The organism is Rhizobium grahamii CCGE 502, assembly GCF_000298315.2.
Classification (GTDB): domain Bacteria; phylum Pseudomonadota; class Alphaproteobacteria; order Rhizobiales; family Rhizobiaceae; genus Rhizobium; species Rhizobium grahamii.
Window position 1 is genome coordinate 106,696 of the sequence record NZ_AEYE02000033.1, and the last position, 19,794, is coordinate 126,489.

Annotated in this window: 19 protein-coding genes and 1 riboswitch; all 19 genes read left to right on the forward strand. The window is 60.8% G+C overall.

Annotated features, from left to right (window positions below; genetic code table 11):
• Positions 1–510 precede the first annotated feature (510 nt).
• The 19 genes from RGCCGE502_RS26860 to RGCCGE502_RS26950 all read left to right on the forward strand — a co-directional run bounded on the left by RGCCGE502_RS26860 (position 511) and on the right by RGCCGE502_RS26950 (position 19,081).
• A complete protein-coding gene (locus RGCCGE502_RS26860) occupies positions 511–2,094 on the forward strand; it encodes an FGGY-family carbohydrate kinase (protein ID WP_016557360.1) in 1,584 nt (527 codons plus the stop codon).
• Positions 2,095–2,122: 28 nt separating this feature from the next.
• Complete coding sequence (locus tag RGCCGE502_RS26865; RefSeq protein WP_016557361.1) at positions 2,123–3,637, forward strand: glycerol-3-phosphate dehydrogenase; 1,515 nt, start codon at positions 2,123–2,125, stop codon at positions 3,635–3,637.
• Positions 3,638–3,648: 11 nt separating this feature from the next.
• The gene (locus RGCCGE502_RS26870; RefSeq protein ID WP_016557362.1) at positions 3,649–4,581 is read left to right on the forward strand and encodes a sugar phosphate isomerase/epimerase family protein; all 933 of its coding nucleotides are present in this window, start codon (positions 3,649–3,651) and stop codon (positions 4,579–4,581) included.
• A gap of 71 nt (positions 4,582–4,652) precedes the next feature.
• A complete protein-coding gene (locus RGCCGE502_RS26875) occupies positions 4,653–5,588 on the forward strand; it encodes a sugar-binding transcriptional regulator (RefSeq protein WP_016557363.1) in 936 nt (311 codons plus the stop codon).
• 95 nt (positions 5,589–5,683) lie between these two features.
• Positions 5,684–6,460 (forward strand): DeoR/GlpR family DNA-binding transcription regulator, encoded by a 777-nt coding sequence (locus tag RGCCGE502_RS26880; RefSeq protein WP_016557364.1) that lies wholly within the window; start codon positions 5,684–5,686, stop codon positions 6,458–6,460.
• Positions 6,457–7,242, forward strand: coding sequence for a triose-phosphate isomerase (locus RGCCGE502_RS26885; protein WP_016557365.1), 786 nt, complete (start codon positions 6,457–6,459; stop codon positions 7,240–7,242). Before RGCCGE502_RS26880 ends, RGCCGE502_RS26885 begins: the two co-directional genes overlap by 4 nt.
• Positions 7,239–7,694, forward strand: coding sequence for a D-erythrulose-4-phosphate isomerase (gene derI / locus RGCCGE502_RS26890; RefSeq protein WP_016557366.1), 456 nt, complete (start codon positions 7,239–7,241; stop codon positions 7,692–7,694). Before RGCCGE502_RS26885 ends, derI begins: the two co-directional genes overlap by 4 nt.
• Positions 7,695–7,817: 123 nt before the next feature.
• On the forward strand, positions 7,818–8,825 hold the full coding sequence (locus RGCCGE502_RS26895) for a dihydroxyacetone kinase subunit DhaK (protein ID WP_016557367.1): 1,008 nt from the start codon (positions 7,818–7,820) through the stop codon (positions 8,823–8,825).
• A gap of 12 nt (positions 8,826–8,837) precedes the next feature.
• The gene (dhaL, locus tag RGCCGE502_RS26900) at positions 8,838–9,476 is read left to right on the forward strand and encodes a dihydroxyacetone kinase subunit DhaL (protein WP_016557368.1); all 639 of its coding nucleotides are present in this window, start codon (positions 8,838–8,840) and stop codon (positions 9,474–9,476) included.
• Positions 9,477–9,598: 122 nt separating this feature from the next.
• Positions 9,599–9,745: riboswitch (FMN riboswitch) on the forward strand.
• A 117-nt stretch (positions 9,746–9,862) separates the two neighbouring features.
• Positions 9,863–10,336 carry a 6,7-dimethyl-8-ribityllumazine synthase gene (locus tag RGCCGE502_RS26905; protein WP_016557369.1) on the forward strand — a complete coding sequence of 158 codons (474 nt, stop codon included), beginning with the start codon at positions 9,863–9,865 and terminating at the stop codon, positions 10,334–10,336.
• A gap of 133 nt (positions 10,337–10,469) precedes the next feature.
• Complete coding sequence (locus tag RGCCGE502_RS26910) at positions 10,470–10,739, forward strand: acylphosphatase (protein WP_016557370.1); 270 nt, start codon at positions 10,470–10,472, stop codon at positions 10,737–10,739.
• Positions 10,740–10,898: 159 nt separating this feature from the next.
• Positions 10,899–11,546: a Rieske 2Fe-2S domain-containing protein gene (locus RGCCGE502_RS26915; protein ID WP_016557371.1), complete on the forward strand. Its 648-nt coding sequence runs from the start codon at positions 10,899–10,901 to the stop codon at positions 11,544–11,546.
• Positions 11,546–12,391 carry an aromatic ring-hydroxylating oxygenase subunit alpha gene (locus tag RGCCGE502_RS26920; RefSeq protein ID WP_016557372.1) on the forward strand — a complete coding sequence of 282 codons (846 nt, stop codon included), beginning with the start codon at positions 11,546–11,548 and terminating at the stop codon, positions 12,389–12,391. Before RGCCGE502_RS26915 ends, RGCCGE502_RS26920 begins: the two co-directional genes overlap by 1 nt.
• Positions 12,388–13,047, forward strand: coding sequence for a glutathione S-transferase family protein (locus RGCCGE502_RS26925; protein WP_016557373.1), 660 nt, complete (start codon positions 12,388–12,390; stop codon positions 13,045–13,047). Before RGCCGE502_RS26920 ends, RGCCGE502_RS26925 begins: the two co-directional genes overlap by 4 nt.
• Position 13,048: 1 nt before the next feature.
• Positions 13,049–14,428 carry an amidohydrolase gene (locus RGCCGE502_RS26930; RefSeq protein WP_016557374.1) on the forward strand — a complete coding sequence of 460 codons (1,380 nt, stop codon included), beginning with the start codon at positions 13,049–13,051 and terminating at the stop codon, positions 14,426–14,428.
• A gap of 26 nt (positions 14,429–14,454) precedes the next feature.
• Complete coding sequence (locus tag RGCCGE502_RS26935; protein WP_016557375.1) at positions 14,455–15,552, forward strand: BMP family ABC transporter substrate-binding protein; 1,098 nt, start codon at positions 14,455–14,457, stop codon at positions 15,550–15,552.
• A 3-nt stretch (positions 15,553–15,555) separates the two neighbouring features.
• Positions 15,556–17,076, forward strand: coding sequence for an ABC transporter ATP-binding protein (locus RGCCGE502_RS26940; RefSeq protein ID WP_016557376.1), 1,521 nt, complete (start codon positions 15,556–15,558; stop codon positions 17,074–17,076).
• Entirely contained in the window at positions 17,073–18,173 is a 1,101-nt protein-coding gene (locus RGCCGE502_RS26945) for an ABC transporter permease (protein WP_016557377.1), read from the forward strand. The genes RGCCGE502_RS26940 and RGCCGE502_RS26945 overlap by 4 nt, the downstream gene beginning before the upstream one ends.
• The gene (locus RGCCGE502_RS26950) at positions 18,170–19,081 is read left to right on the forward strand and encodes an ABC transporter permease (protein ID WP_016557378.1); all 912 of its coding nucleotides are present in this window, start codon (positions 18,170–18,172) and stop codon (positions 19,079–19,081) included. Before RGCCGE502_RS26945 ends, RGCCGE502_RS26950 begins: the two co-directional genes overlap by 4 nt.
• The last annotated feature ends 713 nt before the right edge of the window (positions 19,082–19,794 follow it).

The window sequence follows — 19,794 nt, forward strand, 5'->3', positions numbered from 1 at the left end:
CTGTCAACGGGGCTTTTCGCGAAACGCAATCAGCGCGGCCGGCAATTCCTTTTAATGCGTCCACCGCACTGCAGCAAAACTGCAGCCGCAATGCACAATTCCCTCCACACGCATTAGGACAACAAGCAATTGATACAACATGTAAATTTACTCCGATTCGGCCGGCAATTTGGATTTGCCTCACGGGCAAAGCCTGCTGGGTCAGCTCGGCTCTAAAGCGCCAGCCGGCGAGTTGGTGATGTCAATCATATATGAAGAATTTTTCAACACTAGAAAATTCTTACTGGCCTAATGGTATCTTTATGTTATCTTTGATTTTGGCCCGCCAGATGCTCGTCTGGGCGGACATGCCTCACGCGGTGGCATCTGCGGAGAAACGTTGGCCCGCTGATCCGTTGCAACGGCGGTTAGCAATGGGAGGATTTAAGATGACTTCAATGCGCGGTCTGGCAACTCGTGGGTGGCCAATGCTTGTGATCACGCCGAGCTTGTCTGAGGAATAGGGCTGCGATGACGATGACTGACCAGATCATCATCGGGATCGACGCGGGTACGTCCGTGATCAAAGCCGTTGCCTTCGCACTATCCGGCAAGCAGATTGCGAGCGCATCTATTCGAAATGCCTACATGACCGGCGACGACGGCTCGGCGACACAATCGCTCGCCCAGACCTGGAAGGACTGTGTCGGCGCGGTTCGTGGCCTTGGCGAGAAGGTGCCGGGGCTCGCCTCGCGTACAACAGCAATTGCCGTTACGGGACAGGGCGACGGGACATGGCTTGTGGGTTCAGGCAACGAACCTGTTGGCGACGCCTGGTTATGGCTTGATGCGCGCGCAGCGCCGACAGTCACCGCACTCGCGGCGCGGGAGCGCAACCGCGCCCGCTTTGAGGCAACCGGCACTGGGCTCAACACCTGTCAGCAAGGCGCCCAGATGGCGCATATGCAGCGCCACGCCCCAGAGCTTCTCGATCGCGCCGAAGTGGCGCTCCATTGCAAGGACTGGCTTTACCTCAATCTGACAGGCGTGCGCGCGACGGATCCCTCCGAAGCGAGCTTCACCTTCGGCAATTTCCGTACACGTCGCTACGATCCGGTCGTGATCGACGCACTGGGGCTCGAACGCCGCCGCGCCTTGCTTCCCGAAATCATCGAGGGCACCGAAATAACCCACGGCCTGACCGCGGAGGCGGCAACATCCTGTGGGCTGTTGCCCGGGACCCCCGTTTGCCTGGGCTATGTCGACATGGTGATGACCGCCCTGGGCGCTGGCGTGCGCAGTTCGGGACGCAATGCGGCCTGTTCGACGATTGGCTCCACCGGGGTCCACCTGCGAGCCAAGCCCGTAGCCGACGTCACACTCAACGCAGAAGGAACCGGCTACGTCATCGCCCTTCCGGTCCCTGGCATCGTTACTCAGGTTCAGACGAACATGGGTGCCACCATCAACATTGATTGGATCCTCGGTCTCGCAGGTTCCCTGATGTCGGACGCCGGCAAGTCTGTTACCCACGCCGAACTCGTCGCCCGCATCGATGCCTGGTACGATCAAAGCCGCCCCGGCTCCGTCCTCTATCACCCCTACATCTCGGAGGCAGGCGAACGGGGACCCTTCGTCAATGCGAACGCGCGGGCCGGCTTTTCCGGATTGTCGGTCAGGCACGGCTTTGCCGATCTTCTGCGCAGCGTCATCGAAGGCCTCGGCCTTGCAACGCGCGACTGTTACGCGGCCATGGGCAACATGCCCGAGGAGCTTCGCATTACCGGAGGGGCGACACGATCCACCGCGCTGAGGCGATCCCTCTCGGCTGCAGTCAATGCCCCCGTCAGGCTTTCGCAACGCGAGGAAACCGGAGCTGCCGGCGTTGCGATGATGGCAGCCGTTGCGGTTGGCGTTTATCAAAACATGGACGACTGCATCACCGATTGGGTCACGCCCCTGCTTGGCGAGGCGGAGGTTCCACAGGCCGACGACGCCGCCCGCTTCGACAGGCTGTTTTCCGCCTATACCGGCATCCGCCGGGCGATGCCGCCCGCATGGGACACACTAGCCGGCGCGGCGGTAACGTCGCCGGCACAGACCGAAATCCGATAGCGATGCAGCGACCGCCAAGGAGCATGACATGACCGAATCCGATAACCTCGACCTCTTCGTAATCGGCGGCGGCATCAATGGTGCCGGTATCGCGCGCGATGCAGCCGGGCGTGGCCTGAAGGTCGCACTGTGCGAAAAGGATGACCTCGCCGAGGGAACCTCGTCGCGTTCGGGAAAACTCGTCCATGGTGGACTTCGCTATCTCGAATATTACGAGTTTCGCCTGGTGCGCGAAGCGCTGATCGAACGTGAGGTCCTGCTCAATGCGGCCCCCCACATCATCTGGCCGATGCGCTTCGTCCTGCCACACAGCCCGCAAGACCGGCCTGCCTGGTTGGTAAGGCTTGGCCTGTTCCTATACGACCATCTCGGCGGACGCAGGAAATTGCCGGGAACTCGTACGCTCAATCTTCTGCGCGATCCCGAGGGCACCCCGATCCTCGACCAGTACACTCGTGGCTTCGAATATTCCGACTGCTGGGTCGACGACGCGCGCCTCGTTGTCCTGAACGCGCTTGCAGCCGCCGAGAAGGGCGCCATCGTACTCACCCGCTCGCCGGCCATCTCGGCCCGGCGGGAAAATGGCGGCTGGACCATCGTCACCAAGAACAGCGTGACCGGAGACACAAGAACCTTTCGCGCCAAATGCCTCGTCAACTGCGCTGGCCCTTGGGTGACCGATGTGATCAACCGGGTCGCAGGCTCGAATTCCTCCCGCAATGTCCGTCTCGTCAAGGGCAGCCACATCATCGTGCCGAAGTTCTGGGCAGGCGCCAACGCCTACCTGGTGCAGAACGACGACAAGCGCGTCATTTTCATCAATCCCTATGAAGGCGACAAGGCTTTGATCGGAACGACTGACATTGCCTATGAGGGCCGGGCCGAGGACGTTTCTGCCGAGGAGCGCGAGATCGACTATTTGCTAAAGGCGGTCAATCGCTACTTCAAGGAGAAGCTGCGCCGGTCCGATGTCCTGCACAGCTTTTCCGGCGTGCGGCCCCTGTTCGACGACGGCAAGGGCAATCCGTCTGCGGTGACCCGCGATTATGTCTTCGATCTCGACGAGACTGGCGGCGCCCCGCTTCTCAACGTCTTCGGCGGCAAGATCACGACATTCCGGGAACTGGCAGAACGCGGCATCCAGCGCCTCAAGCACATCTTTCCGAACATGGGACATGACTGGACGGAAAAGACGCCGTTGCCCGGCGGTGATATTGCCAATGCCGACTACGAGACCTTCGCCAACGGCCTGCGTGACACTTACCCCTGGATGCCGCGCAAGCTCGTGCATCACTATGGCCGTCTCTACGGCTCGCGAACAAGGAATGTGGTTTCGACCGCAACCAACCTTGAAGGGCTCGGCCGCCATTTTGGGGGCCAGCTTTATGAGGCCGAGGCCCGATATCTGATTGCAACGGAATGGGCAGAGACAGCCGACGACGTCCTGTATCGCCGTACCAAGCACTATATCCATCTGACGGATGCCGAACGCAAAGCCTTTGCCGAGTGGTTTGCGTCAGTTCATCGCGTCGCCGCCGCCTGAAGGATGATCGCATGCCGCTCACGCTATCCCTGAATACCAATCCCCTGGTGAACCGCTTCGCAGACCCCGACGACCTGATCGAAACTGTCGCGCGCGATCTGAGGCTGCGAGACCTGCAATTGACGCACGAGTTCATCAATCCGAGCTGGCAGGCCCCCATCATTAGGCGGCTGACGCGGACGATGCGCGCGGCACTCAAGCGCACCGGCGTGCGCGTTACCTCAGGCATGACCGGCCCCTACGGTCGCCTCAACCACTTTGGCCATCCGGACAAGGATGTGCGACGCTACTATATCGACTGGTTCAAGACCTTTGCCGACATCATCGCAGACCTCGGTGGCCATTCAGTCGGGACGCAGTTTGCGATCTTTACCTACAGGGACTACGACGATCCCAAAAGGCGCGAGGAATTGATCAGGATAGCAATCGATTGCTGGGCTGAGGTCGCCGACCACGCCCACTCGGCCGGCCTGTCCTATGTCTTCTGGGAACCGATGAGCATTGGACGGGAATTCGGCGAGACGATATCTCAGTGCCTGGCACTCCAGGAAAGGCTGACGGCGGAAAAGCTTGCGGTCCCCATGTGGATGATGGCTGACATCGACCATGGCGACATTACCTCCGCAAACGCGGCTGACTATGATCCCTATGCCTGGGCGCGGGCCGTTCCAAAGGTTTCGCCAATCATCCACATCAAGCAGAGCCTCATGGACAAGGGCGGTCACCGGCCATTTACCGCGGAATTCAACGCCAAAGGCCGAATCCAGCCGGCCCCGCTGCTTCAGGCGTTCTTGGAAGGGGGAGCGGTCGACAACGAGATCTGCCTCGAACTCTCTTTCAAGGAACGCGAGCCGAATGATCGGCAGGTCATACCGCAGATTGCCGAGAGCGTGGCGTTCTGGGCCGCACATCTCGACACCGGCGTCGACGACTTGAACATTTGATCCTTCGATTTAAAACGTCGCTCTCACGAAGCGGCGCAGGGTGCGGGCCGCACGACGGAAAGGAGCAGCCAATGGCGGACACAGATGACACGCTTGCCGTGCGTGCCGCCTGGCTACATTACGCCGGTGGGCTGACGCAGTCTGACGTTGCCAAGCGGCTCGGTGTTCCCTCGGTGAAGGCCCATCGCCTGATCGCCCGAGCCGTCGCCGATGGTGTGGTCAAGGTCACGATCGATGGTGACATCGTTGAATGTGTCGAGCTCGAAAACAGGCTCGCTGAGCGGTTCGGGCTTCGCTACTGCGAAGTGGCCCCCGATCTCGGCGAGGACGGCCTCCCTCTTCGTGCACTCGGCCACGCCGGAGCGACCTTTCTGAAACGGGAAATCGAGCGGGGCGACAACAAGGTCATCGGCCTCGGCCACGGGCGCACGCTTGCCGCAGCCGTGCAGTACATGCCGCGCGTGGCCGCAAGGGACGTCCGCTTCGTCTCGCTGCTTGGGGGACTGACCCGGAACTACGGCGCCAACCCCTATGACGTGATGCATCGGATCGCCGAAAAGACCGGTACGCACGCATTCGTCATGCCGGTCCCCTTCTTCGCCAATACCTCTGAAGACCGGGAGGTCTTGCGCGCACAGCGCGGGGTCAAGGAGGTGTTCGAACTCGCTAACAAGGCTGACCTGAAGCTCGTCGGGCTCGGAACCGTCGATGCTGCGGCCCAGCTCGTGCTATCAGGCATGATCGAGCCCGGCGAGATAGAGGATATTGCCGCTGCGGGGGGCGTCGGGGAGATCCTGGGGCACTTCTTCGATGCCACCGGCCACGTGCTGGAGACGGCCCTGACGGGCCGGACGCTGTCGGCGTCCTTCCCGAAGAAGCGCACAGAGAGACTGGTGGCGCTCGCAGGCGGCCAATCGAAGGTGGAGGCTATCCGAGCAATCCTCAACAGCCATCGGCTGTTCGGGCTCATTACCGACGAGCGGACGGCACGATCATTAGTGGCATGAGGAATCTCACGACAGAAAATAACAAAATCACATTATTTTTGTTGATTCGCGTAATGTATGTGTTATTTTGCGATTGAGACGTCAGGGAGAACCAGATGAAGCGCGAGGAGCGCCAGCAGTCGATCGTCAACCTGCTTGTCGAGAGCAAGACCGTTGATCTCGATGATCTCGCAGATCGCTTCACCGTTTCGAAAATGACGATCCACCGCGATCTCGATGATCTTGAGCATGCTGGTGTGCTTCGGAAAATTCGTGGGGGCGCGACGATCGACGCAGGAACCCAGTTCGAAAGCGACTTTCGCATCCGCGAGCGCCAAGGCCACGAAGCGAAGCTGTCAATGGCTCGAAAGGCAATCCAACTTGTCGAACCGGGCATGACCGTCATGGTCAATGATGGCTCGATGGCCGCAGTGCTCGGCGAGATGCTTGTCCAGAAACGTCCGCTGACGTTGATAACCAACAATGCCGCAGTCATGGAAAGACTGAAAAGCGAATCCGGCATCACGCTAATCGCGCTCGGCGGCATTTATTCGCCGAAATTCAACGCATTTCTGGGCGTCGTGACGGAGGAAGCGCTGTTCAGGCTGAGAGCGGATATCGCTTTCATCTCCACTCCTGCCGTAAGCGGCAAGATTGCCTACCACATGGATGACAATGTCGTGCGGGCAAAGCGGGCGATGATGTCGTCCTCGACGCGCAAATGCCTGCTGGTAAACCACCAGCGCATTGGCCACACTGCCCTGCATGTGATGGCAGACCTAGCCGACTTCGACGCCGTCATCACCGACAGCCCCCTAGAGGCGGCTGTCCAGGAGGAGTTCGATCGGCAGGGCATCACGCTGACGATCGCATCAACGCAGGATTTGACATGACCGGTACACCACAGTTCTGGATTGGAACCAGTTGGAAAATGAACAAGACGCTCGCAGAAGCGAGGCAGTTTGCGTCCGGTTTGAAAGCCGCCGATGCGATGCGCGACGTCCAAATCCAACGCTTTGTCATTCCACCTTTCACCGCCGTGCGCGAAGTTAAGGAGATGCTCGCCGATACGTCAGTCAAGGTCGGGGCGCAGAACATGCACTGGGCAGACCAGGGAGCATGGACCGGCGAGATCTCACCGGTGATGCTGAAGGACTGCAATCTCGACATTGTCGAGCTCGGCCATTCCGAACGCCGCGAATTTTTCGGCGAAACGGACGAAACAGTCGGGTTGAAGACAGAGGCTGCCGTGCGCCATGGCCTCATCCCCCTGATATGCATTGGCGAGACGCTTTCCGACAGGGAGAGCGGTCAGGCCACGACGATGCTCGAAAGGCAGGTCCGTGGCGCTCTTGGCACGTTGTCCACGCATCAGATGTCGAAAGAAATCCTTCTCGCGTACGAGCCTGTCTGGGCGATCGGCGAGAACGGAATTCCGGCAAGTGCCGACTATGCCGATGCCCGCCAGGCCGAGATCATTGCCGTCGCGAAAGATGTTCTCGGCCGCAAGATCCCATGCCTTTACGGTGGGTCGGTCAATCCGGCAAATTGTGAAGATCTCATTTCGTGCCCGCATATCGACGGGCTTTTCATCGGCCGTTCTGCCTGGAATGTCGAAGGATACCTCGACATCCTCGCCAAATGCGCCGCCAAACTCCGAGGAGAAAGATCATGAAGCTGGCAATCGCAGGAGACAGCGCAGGCGAAGGCCTCGCAAAGGTCCTCGCCGAGCACCTCAAGGACCGTTATGACGTAAAGGAGGTATCGCGGACGACGGAAGGAGCGGACCCATTTTACGCGAATCTTTCCGATCGCGTCGCCTCGGGCGTCCTTGATGGCACCTACGACCGTGCCATCCTTGTCTGCGGCACCGGGATCGGCGTTTGCATTTCGGCAAACAAGGTCCCGGGCATCCGTGCCGCGCTGACCCACGACACCTATTCGGCCGAGCGCGCCGCCCTCTCCAACAACGCCCAGATCATCACCATGGGTGCGCGTGTCATAGGCAGCGAACTCGCAAAGTCGATCGCCGACGCCTTCCTCAACCAGACCTTCGACGAACAGGGTCGCTCGGCGGGCAACGTCAACGCAATCAATGAGCTTGATACGAAGTATCACAGCCGCTAGTCATGTCGGCAGTCGCGCCAGGCGCGGCTGCCGTCAAAAGGCGGTTCCGATTTGCGTGACCGAACACCCTCATCATGCGAATTGATCCTCGCCTAGCGATTGCACGACAATGGGAGGATTGGCGTGAAGACCAAAAAGCTCATCAATGCCGGCGATAATGCCGTCGACGAAATGCTGGAGGGCATCCTGTGTGCCCATCCCGACCATCTTTATGCCGTCGATGGCATGCCCCGTGCGATCGTCGCGCGTCATGGGCCGCGCCAGGGCAAGGTGGGTCTCGTCATTGGTGGCGGCTCCGGACATGAGCCGACCTTTCTCGGCTTTGTCGGCAAGGGCCTTGCCGATGCAGCCGCTGTCGGCAACGTGTTTGCCTCTCCCCCGCCTGATCCGATCATTGCCTGTGCGACCGCCGCAAATGGCGGCGCGGGCGTTCTGTTCATGTACGGAAACTATGCCGGCGACGTCATGAACTTCGACATGGCCGCGGAAATGCTTGCAATGGACGATATCGAGGTAAGGACTGTCCTGACGACTGACGACATCGCCTCAGCGCCACGCAGTCAGCGCGACAAGCGGCGCGGCGTTGCTGGCAATGTCTTCATCTTCAAGGCGGCTGGCGCCGCCTGCGATCTTGGATATTCCCTTGACGAGGTCGAGCGGGTGGCCCGCCATGCCAACACACGGACCTATACGATGGGTGTTGCGCTTTCACCCTGTTCCCTGCCCCAGACACTGAAGCCGAATTTCGCGATCGGCGAGGGCGAAATGGAAATCGGCATGGGCATCCACGGCGAACCAGGCGTGGCACGCGGCGCTCTCGAAAGCGCTGACCAGGTTGCCGACACGCTCCTCTACAGGATCCTCTCCGAAATGCAGGCTGACGCCGGTGATCGTGTCGCCGTCCTCGTCAATTCACTTGGCTCAACGCCGCTGATGGAACTTTACATCCTCATGCGGCGCGTCAGTCAGCGTCTCGATGCAGCTGGCCTTGCCATCCACACGTCGCTTGTCGGCAACTACTGCACATCGCTGGAAATGGCGGGCGCCTCGATCACGCTGATGCATCTTGACGACGAGTTGCAGCGCCTGATCGATCATCCCTGCGACTGCGCGATGTTCAAGGCCCGGTAGGGGAGCGCAAAGATGCAGATCGGTGTGACGCAACTGCAGGACATGTTCGGCGCGATTGCCGAAGCCATGCGGCGCGAGAAGGAGCGCTTGTGCGAACTCGACGGTGTCATCGGCGACGCTGACCACGGGATCGCGATGGAGATCGGCTTTTCCGCCGCGGCGACCACCGTAGCGGCCCTTGATCCCGCCGCAAGCGATCCGACGACCGTATTTAACAGCGCGGCGAAGTCGTTTCTGTCGGCTGTCGGCGCATCGTCCGGCCCCCTCTACGCCACAGCCTTCATGCGCGCGGGCTCTAGCGTGAAAGGCAAGCCGATCCTTTCCGACGACGACATGGTCGATGCCTTCGAAGCCATGGCGAACGGAATAAAGGACCGCGGCAAGGCTGATCCGGGCGACAAGACGATGATCGATGCATGGGTCCCGGCGACGGCGGCAGCAAGATCCGCCCGCCTTGCGGGAAAGCCTCTTGGCCAATGCCTGAGCGCTGCGCTTGAGGCCGCAGTCGAGGGCGCGGAAGCGACAAAAGACATGATTGCTGCCAAGGGACGCTCCTCACGGCTTGGCGAGCGGGTCATCGGCCACATGGATCCGGGCGCGGCGTCGGCCGTGGTGCTGATCGAAGCAATCTTGCGCACCTTCGATGCGTAATCTTCAGGATGGCGGTGGTCGATCCCGGCCGAAACCCGGCGTGCCGGGATTTCACTGGCAGGATTGCGACAATGTCAGACGGACAGGGGCTTGCATCGCTCTCGGCGCTCGGATTAATCTCGTCCCGTTCTCAGGGCGGGGTGCAAATCCCCACCGGCGGTATCAGGTCCAGGCCTGGAGCCCGCGAGCGCTTCCGGTGTAGCCGGAAGGTCAGCAGATCCGGTGCGATGCCGGAGCCGACGGTATAGTCCGGATGGAAGAGGACATGGCAGGCGCGTCTTTCGCAGCGAAAGAGCCGCGTCTTGTCTGTTCGCTCAAGGGATCAGGCCCTCCGGGGCTTTGTCGTCACAGCCGGGCCACCGGCAATACCCTTGAAAGGCATTTCAATGCTTCAAACCGTTTCAACGCAAAAACGCATCGCAATCATCCGTGCTCGCTGGCATGCCAATATTGTTGACGAGGCAGTTCAATCGTTCGCCGACGAATGGACAGCCATCGGGCGCTCCCGGTCAGACATCGAGATCATCGATGTCCCGGGCGCCCTCGAAATTCCGCTTCATGCCCAGTCACTGATCGCCACCGGCAGCTACGACGCAGTCGTTGCCTGCGCCTTCGTCGTCGACGGCGGAATCTATCGACACGACTTCGTTGCTGGAACCGTCCTTGACGGACTGATGCGCGTTCAGCTCGATACGGGCACACCCATCCTCTCAGTGGTGTTGACCCCGCATCACTTCCAGGAAACCGAGGTCCATGTCCGTTTCTTCGAGCAGCATTTCGTGACCAAGGGAAAGGAAGCTGCCGCCGCCTGTGCCGCCATCCTCGAAGCACGGGCGCGCCTAATGGTCAGCGTCATGTAAATCGGCATCGAAACCCTCGACGGCCGGCGACGGCCGTCGTTCCCGGGCCGCGGCATTGTCCACAGGGACGACATCGCGCTTCCGCTGGATCAATTAGACGCTATGCTGCAAGCAAACGCAGCGAGAGACGTCCATGGCAGAAAAAACACAGGCTCAACTGAAGGAACGGATAACAATTCTCGGGGACGTCAAGGCAGCGTCCTTCGTTCCGTGGATCAGGCGTCACGCGGAAAAACTCGGCCTGTCGCAATCCATATTCCATACCAGTGCGGACCGGATCGAGCTGGATGTTACTGGCCCCGAAGAGTTGATCGATATGATGGAAGTGGGATGCTCTCTCGGGCCTATCGATGTCTGGGTGGAAACCATCGTTCGCACGGCGGTTGGCAAGGATGTGAACTAGTCCGGTAACACCGGCTTGATTTTCCGGTGCACGTTATTTGATCAGCGTTGCCAATGCGAAAAGATTATGCAAACTTGCTTTTCGCCCGCTGCAAGTCGTGAATGACCCGTCGCACTTGAAGCGGCGCAAAGCATTGATAATACGAAGAAAGTTAAAATCATGCCAGCCGAAACGACGGGCTTCTGGGCGCCAGTTGCGCTCTCAGCGGATCTACCGCCAGGAACGGTAATTCCCGCACGCACCACGGCCGGTTCGATCGCTCTCTGGAGGTCCGATTCGGGTCGCGTCGCAGCATCGGCTGACCGGTGTCCCCATCGCGGCATGCGCCTGTCCCATGGGTTCGTACGCGGCGAAGCGCTGTCGTGCATTTATCATGGCTGGAGCTACGCACAGGAGGGACACTGTCTCCGCATCCCCGCCCATCCCGGTCTCTCGCCGCCGGAGACGATCCGCGTCGAGTCACAACAGGTTGAGGAGGTCGACGGGCTGCTCTGGGTGGCCATTGGAACTCCCGCCCATCACCCCCCCGGATTCGACGGCCTTGTTCCGCTGCGCTCGCTGACGGCAAATGCGGGCATTGGCACCATCGAGCGTGCCGCCAATGCAACCGTGGACGCTTCCGGCCTGTTGCAGACCGTTGAGCATTCACAGGCAATCCGCCTTTTGCTCGTTGAATTGCAGCAGGACTGCACGCTCATTCATGTTCTTGTCGACGACAGCGCGACGCCGTTCGAACGCATCATGGCATCGCGGGCCGCGGAGAGCGTGCGACGACGCGCTGAAAGCCTCCAAGGAGGGATCGCATAATGGGCGAAAATGCGATGCTCAATGAGTGGTATCCCGTTGGCCTTTTCAGCCACACCAAAAAGGGCATCTACAAGACGGCCCTGATGGGCGAACCGATCGAGGTCTCGGCCGCCGCGGGCGGAGATGCTGTCGTGACGACGTCCGCGGGCCGTGCTCTTCCCGTCATCGTGCGTTTCGGCCATGTCTGGTCGTCCCTCGGAGTGCCCGACAAGGACCTTTTTTCCATTCCCGAGGCTGATCAGCCCGGCCGCCGGTTTGTCGAAGTCGGTGTCGTTCGCGTCCGCTGCTCGCCCCTTCGCGCGGTGGAGAACTTTCTTGACATTGCGCATTTTCCTTTCGTGCACACCGACATTCTCGGCGCCGAGCCGCACACGGAAGTCCAGAATTACAAGGCGGAGATTCGAGACGTCGAAGACGAGGTCTGGGCGACTCAGGTCAAGTTCTACCAGCCGCAGGCGGCGAAGTCTGCGAGCGGCGGCATAACCACGGAATACATGTATCGCGTCCCAGCCCCGACCTGCTCGGTGCTCTACAAGACCTGCCCACCCCGGCCGAGCGAATGGGATGTCATTACCCTTTTCGTGCAGCCGCTGGCCGAGGACCTTTGCGACGTCTGGCCGTGGATGGCGCTGTTTGACGATGAAACCTCGATGACCGACCTCATCCATTTCCAGCAAACCATCTTTCTGCAGGATCGGTCGATCCTCGAAAACCAGATCCCGCGTCTGTTGCCCCTCGATCCGGGCATGGAAATCCCCACCCGCGCGGATATGACGTCTGTGGCATACCGGCGCTGGCTCAAACGTCACAATTACACCTACGGTGCACAGCTGGTGGCGCAATGAAACTCTACGACTACATCCTTTCCCCGAGCTGCTACAAGGTGCGGCTCATGGCTGCCCTGACCAGCATTCCCCTGGAGATCCGGCCCGTGGATTTCCATCCGGGCGGCGAGCATCGGGGCGCGGAGCTCCTGGCGCTCAACCCTGCAGGTTCCATCCCGATCCTGGAGGATGGCGATCTTCTGCTGACCGAATCATCGGCCATGCTCGTTTATCTCGCAATGAAAAGCGCTCCGGAGTGGCTGGGTGACGGCACGGCCGAACAGGCATCCCGCCTGCAGCAGTGGCTGTCTTTCTCACATCGGCTGACCGCCAATCTCGGTGGGGCACGCCTGCACGAGATGTTGCTGCGACCGGGCGATCTCGCCGTTCTTCAGGCACAGGGTATCGCGGCGTTGCGGGAACTGGAGGCCGGCCTGGTCGAGCAAGCCTTGCGGGGCAAGCCGTTCCTCGCATCCAACCGGCCAACGATTGCCGACATAGCCTGTTTCCCCTATGTCGCGCTCGCTCCCGATGGTGGCGTCCTGCTTGATCCGTACCCCGCGATCCGCCACTGGTCGCGCGCCATTCGCGCACTCGATGGCTTCATCGAGATGCCCGGCATCCATCGACTGCATGAGCTGAAGCCCGACCCATCGATCAAGGCGGGTGAGGAATGACATGGCCGGTTACCTCCTGAAAAACTGCGCAGCTGTCGTAATTGACGACGGCAAGAGGCTGACTACCCGTCGCAACGTTGACGTCCTCACAGATGGCCCCGCCATCCAGGCGATCGGTGACAATCTCGGCGAGCGCGAGCTCCCGGCCAAAACCATCACAAGGGACGCCAGCGGCTGGTTCGTCTATCCGGGGCTCGTCAACACGCACCATCATTTCTTCCAGACCTTCGTGCGCAACCGCGCTGACCTCGACTGGACGAAATTGTCGGTCATCGAATGGCTTGACAGGATCTATCCAGTTTTCTCGCGGCTCAACGAGGATTGCTTCTATCACTCATCCGTCACCGCCATGGCCGAGCTGATCAAGCATGGCTGCACGACGGCCTTTGATCATCAGTATTGCTTCCCGAGACATGCCGGCAAACGGTTGGTCGACCGACAGTTCGAGGCAGCCGAGCTCCTTGGCATGCGATTTCACGCCGGGCGTGGCGGTAACACCCTGCCGAAATCGGAAGGGTCGACGATTCCCGACGCCATGCTGGAAACGACGGACGAGTTCATCGCCGATTGCGCCCGTCTGATCGACAATTATCACGACAACAGGCCTTTCAGCATGCGACAGGTGGTGGTCGCTCCCTGTCAGCCCGTCAACAGCTACCGCGAGACCTTTGTCGAGTCGGCAGCACTGGCACGCGATCGCGGCGTGCGGATGCATACCCATGTCGGCGAAGGCGAGAGCACCGTCATCGCTGCGCGCCATGGGATGCGAACGGTCGATTATTGCGCGGAGCTCGGATTTGCCGGCCCCGATGCCTTCTACGCCCATTGCTGGGAGCTCAATCATGACGAACTGTCGAGGATGGCGACAGATGGCACCGGGGTTTCGCATTGCCCGGAGCCAGTTTATCTGGTCGGGGCGGAAGTGACCGACATACCGGCCATGGAGGCCTTTGGCCTTCGTATCGGGCTTGGCTGTGATGGCGCCGCATCGAATGACAATTCGAACCTGCTGCATTGCGTGCACTCAGCCTACATGCTGCAATGCCTGACGGCATCGGGACGCAGACACCCCGTCCCGGCCCCTGTCGATTTCCTCGGTTATGCCACGACCGGCGGCGCGGCGCTTCTTGGTCGAGCAGACATCGGCAAGGTGGCGCCCGGGATGGCGGCCGACCTGTTTGCTATCGATACGCGACGCATGGACTATGTCGGCACACGCCATGATCCGCTGAGCCTCATCGCCAGGGTAGGCATCGGCATGCCGACCGACATGACCATGATCAACGGGCGTATCGTATGGGAGAATGGCGAGTTCATTGGCCTTGACGAAAAACGGCTGTTTGCCGAGGCGGAAGCCGCGCTCGCGACCGTCACATTCTAAGACACGCAAAGAAGGGGAACCAAAAAATGACCAACATCACCCGCAGAACACTGATGCAAGGCGTTGCAGCTGCCGGCCTTGCCAGCACCTTCGGCACACGAGCCGCCGTGGCAGCCGACGGCCCGCTCGGCATCACCCTCGTCGTTCCCTCGCCGATCGGCGACGTGGGCTGGGGTCGCGCGCTCCAGGACGGGCTCGAACCGGTCAAGGCTGCCTATGGCGACAAGGTCAAGGTCACTGTGCTCGAGAACATCGCGGAAGGTCCAGATGCCGACCGCATCATGACCAAGTCGGTAGCCGACGGGAACAACTTCCTCATCGCCGGCTCCTTCGGCTATCAGAACGGCGCACTGCAGATCGCCCGCCGCAACCCGAAAGTCACGGTGTTGCATGCTTCGGGCTATCAGGTGGCGCCGAACTTCTCGCCCTTTGCTGCCAAGAACTTCGAAGGCACGTATCTGCTTGGCATGGCCGCCGCCGCCGTCTCCAAGACAGGCAAGCTCGGCTCCGTCTCCGCCTTCGCTATTCCGGAACTGATTGCCTCCGTCAACGCCTTTACCCTGGGTGCACAGGCAGTCAACCCGAAGGCCGAGGTTACGGTCGTCTGGGTGAATTCGTGGTTCGATCCGGCCAAGGAGCAGGAAGCTGCCAAAGCGCTCGTCGCCCAGAACTGCGACGTGATCTTCTCCAACGCCCAGGACACGCCATCCGTCGTCTCGGCCTGCGAAGCGGCAGGGGTCTACTCGCTCAATCTCAACTCCTCGATGAAGAAATATGCGCCGAAGTTCTATCTTGGCTGTGCCGCGACCGACTGGTCCCCGTTCTTCAAGGCTTCCGTCGACGCCCACCTGGCTGGCACCTTCAAGGGCGCCAACGCATTCCTCGGCATGAAGGAAAAGGTTGTTCATATCGCCGATGCGAGCCCGGATATCCCGGCCGACGTGGCGGCGAAAATGAAGGAGGTCGAGGCCAGACTCGCCGATGGCAGCGGCTCGCCCTTTGCCGGTCCGGTAACCAAGGCGGATGGCAGCCAGGCCGCGGCAGTCGGCGCGACGCTTTCGGACGCAGACATCATTGCCATGGATTGGCACGTCAAGGGCGTCACTACGCCTCTGCCGAAGTGATCCATGGCTGCGCCCCTCCTGTCACTCCGCGGCATTTCCAAGAGCTACGGCCAGATCAAAGCCAACCAGGGCATTGATCTGGATGTGGCGCCGCGGTCCATTCATGCGATTCTCGGAGAGAACGGGGCGGGCAAGTCGACGCTGATGAAGCTTATCTACGGCGTCGAGCAACCGGATGACGGAACCGTTGCCTGGGAAGGCGACGCCCTCGACCTCGCCTCTCCTGCTGAGGCGCGGCGTTGTGGGATTGGCATGGTCTTCCAGCATTTTTCGCTGTTCGAGACACTGACCGTCATCGAGAACATCCAGCTGGTTGTACCTGGACGCAAGGGCGAGTTGACCGAGCGCGTCCGCAAGCTCGGCCGCGATTTTGGCCTCGAGGTCGATCCTCTCGCCCATGTCCACGCGCTATCGGTCGGGGAGCGTCAGCGGGTCGAGATCATTCGATGCCTGATGACCAACCCAAAGCTGTTGATCCTCGACGAGCCCACTTCGGTCTTGCCGCCCCAGCTCGTCGAAAAGCTGTTCGATACCCTGAGGCGGCTGCGGGACGGCGGCGTTTCGATCCTTTTTATCTCTCATAAGCTCGAGGAGATCCGGGCAATCTGCGACCGCGCGACCATCTTGCGCGGCGGCCGGGTGACCGGCAACGTGGACCCGCGGGAGCATGATGCACACGACCTCGCCCGCATGATGATCGGGCGCGACAGTCCGGAGCCGATGCCGGCCCTTCCCCACTCCGGAGGCGAAAAGCGGCTCGAGATCGTCGACCTCAGCCATCGTCCTGATGACCCCTTCGCCACCTCGCTTTCCAACATCAGCCTGGCGGTGAAGGCTGGCGAAATTCTCGGCATCGCCGGGGTGTCCGGAAACGGACAGAGCGAACTCGCCGCGCTGATATCGGGCGAAACGATGCTGCCGCGCGACCACGTGGACCGCGTGCTCATGATGGGCACGGACGTGGGCAGGCTTGATGCGGCTGCGCGCCGAAGGCTCGGCTTCGCTTTCGTCCCGGAAGATAGGCTTGGGCGCGGCGCCGTACCGGAAATGCCACTGACCCTTAACAGCCTCCTGACCGCGCATCCGCTCGACCTTCTGAAGCACGGCCTCGTCGACAAGGCGAAAGCCACTGCGTTTACCGAGGACTGCATGCGCCAGTACGACGTTCGTGCCTCCGGTCCGGAGGCGGAAGCCGGCTCACTCTCAGGGGGCAACCTGCAGAAGTTCATCGTCGGCCGCGAGATCATGCTGTCGCCGAGGCTGCTGTTCGTCGCCCAACCCACCTGGGGCGTCGATGTCGGAGCAGCTTCGGCCATCCGCCGACGGCTGATCACCCTGCGCAACGAAGGCATGGCGATCCTCGTCATTTCCGAGGAGCTCGAGGAGCTTTTCGAGCTCTGCGATTTTATCCAGGTGCTCTACCACGGCACGCTGAGCCCGCCACTCATTACCCGCGATACGCGGCCTGAAGAAATCGGTCGATACATGATCGGGGCACAATCCTCCGAGAAAGCCTTTGCATGAGCGCATCCTCCTTTAGTTTCCTCCCGAGCCTTGTGCGCAGGGAGCGTGCCTCCCTCTCAGCAACCCTGCTCGCTCCGCTGATCGCCCTCGTGGTGGCGACGCTTCTCAATCTCGGTCTCTATGTCCTGATGGGCCATGATCCTGCAGCGGTCGTCTATGCGATGTTGCTCGAACCGTTTCTTTCCTGGTCATCATTTTCCGAAGTGCTTTTGAAGATGGGGCCGCTTCTCCTGATCGCTCAGGGTCTTGCGATCGGCTTTCGCGCAAAGGTCTTCAATATCGGCGCCGAGGGCCAGTTCATCCTCGGCGCGATTTTCGCGTCGGCAATCCCGATCTGGCTTCCGAACGCCACGGGCCAATGGATGTGGCCGGCGATGCTGCTGCTCGGTGCCGTCGGCGGCGCGCTCTGGGCGTCACTAACCGCCTTCTGGCGCGTCCGGTTCAATGCCAACGAAATCCTCGTTTCGCTGATGCTGAGCCTGGTTGCGGCGCAACTGCTCTACTACCTGCTGCTTGGCCCATGGAAGGACCCGAACGGCTTCAACTTCCCGCAGTCGGTGATGTTCCAGTACGATGCCATGGTGCCCCCCCTCATTCCCGGCACCCGTGTCAACGTCTCGCTCCTCATCACGCTTGTGCTGTCCGTGCTCGCCTGGATCTTCATGCAGCGGAGCTTTACCGGCTTCAAGCTTCAGGTGGGCGGGCTTGCCCCTCGCGCTGCCGGCTATGCCGGCTTCAATGAAAACGGGGCGATCTGGCTTTCGCTGCTGATCGGCGGTTTCGCCGCCGGACTTGCCGGCGCCGCCGAAGTCGCGGGGCCGCTCGGGCAGTTGCAGCGCTCGATCTCCACCGGCTACGGCTATGCGGCCATCATTGTCGCCTATCTCGGGGGTCTGCATCCGCTCGGTATCGTCGTTTCGTCAATGATCATGGCGGCTCTCTACATCGGTGGCGACAATGCGATGGTCTCGGCCAATCTGCCGATCGCCGCCGTCCGCGTCTTTCAGGGCAGTCTTTTGCTCGCCTACCTCATCGCCATCGCCTTCGTGCGGTACCGCATCGACTGGCCGCGCGCCGCTCACCGGAGCCAACCATGAACGCCTTCCAGTTCATCCTTGCCGGCACGCTCGCGGCCGCGACGCCATTTCTTCTCGCAGCTCTCGGTGAACTCGTGGTCGAACGCGCCGGCGTGCTTAATCTCGGTGTTGAGGGCCTGATGGCCTTTGGCGCGGTGCTCGCCTTCGTGATCGTCTACCATGGAGGCGGACATTTACTCGGCTTCGTCGCCGCCGGCGCCGGCGGTGCGATGCTGTCGCTGATCTTCGCCTTCGTCGCAATCGGATTTCGTGCAAACCAGGTCGCGGCGGGGCTGGCCATCGGCATCCTTGGCCAAGGGCTTTCGGCGCTGTTCGGCAAGTCATATGAAGCGCTCACCGTTCCCGGGATCGCGAAGATTGGCATTCCCGGGCTCTCGCAGATCCCTGTCGTTGGCACGCTCTTCGTACAGGACATCGTCGTCTGGCTTTCACTCGTTGTCACTCTGGCGATCTGGGCTGTGTTCGCCTACAGCAAAACCGGCCTTATCGTGCGTGCCGTCGGCGAGAACCCGAAGGCCGCGCACGCCATCGGCTATCCGGTCATCGCCGTCCGCGTCGCGGCTGTTGCCTTCGGCGGGACCATGGCTGGTTTTGCCGGCGCCTATGCTGCAGTCGTCTACACGCCACTCTGGGCAGACGGGATGATCGCGGGACGTGGATGGATTGCCATCGCACTGGTGGTCTTTGGAACCTGGCTTACCGGCAGGATCTTCCTCGGCGCGTGCCTCTTTGGAGCCGTGTCGCTGATGGGGCTTGCCGCGCAGGCAACGGGCGTGAATATTCCGTCGCAGTTGCTGGCAAGCTTGCCCTACCTTGTCACGATCCTCGTGCTCGGCATCATTTCGGCAGACCGCCGTCTCCTGAAGCTGAACGGGGTCGCATCGCTCGGCGAACCCTTCGAACGCTGAACGCAAGTCCAAAGGCGATCGCAGATTTCTGCACCGTCCAGGGTTAAGACCTGCGCCATCGTCGAATGAGAGCCGCGTGATTTCGATCGCAGCCGATCGGGGTGGTCGACCACAGATAACGGCAAGGGTGATAGGCTGGCGTCCTGTCAGGCGAGAGGCATTACGGGGGGACGAGGTCGCCCCCTTTTTGGTGGCACTCTCGGGGCAGCAGGGTTCCACGTGGCAAAGGCGGTCAGGTCAGCGCACCGCAGTAATCTTTTTTTGACAAATCGATGGTAGTAGATTTTCGCGCGATCAGTTTAGCGTACGCGCCTACGGTTATCGAATGAAAGCCAATATTGCTTTGATAAGGGTCTGGTCGGCTGCTGCCATATTGATGGTACTCGTTGCCATCAATCCATTTGGTCGTCATGCGCTCGATGCAGTGACAACCGCATCCATTCCCGCCGGGCCATAGGCCCCTGAGACATCACCGACGGCAGCGATTGCTGGCGCTTCGGCTCCCGGTAGATGTTGCCACACCACTAGCCACGACCTCGCGAGCGAGCCTTGGTCACAGCATTGGTGCTGTCAATCGAAGGAAACGTCCGAATGCCCAGCTGTGGCACGGGCAATGTCGATCACGGCATGGCGCTCCCCCTGGTCGCTCAGAATCCCCGTATCCGATCGGAATCTGCTGAAACGTTTTATTCGCCTAAAGTAGATTAATCAAA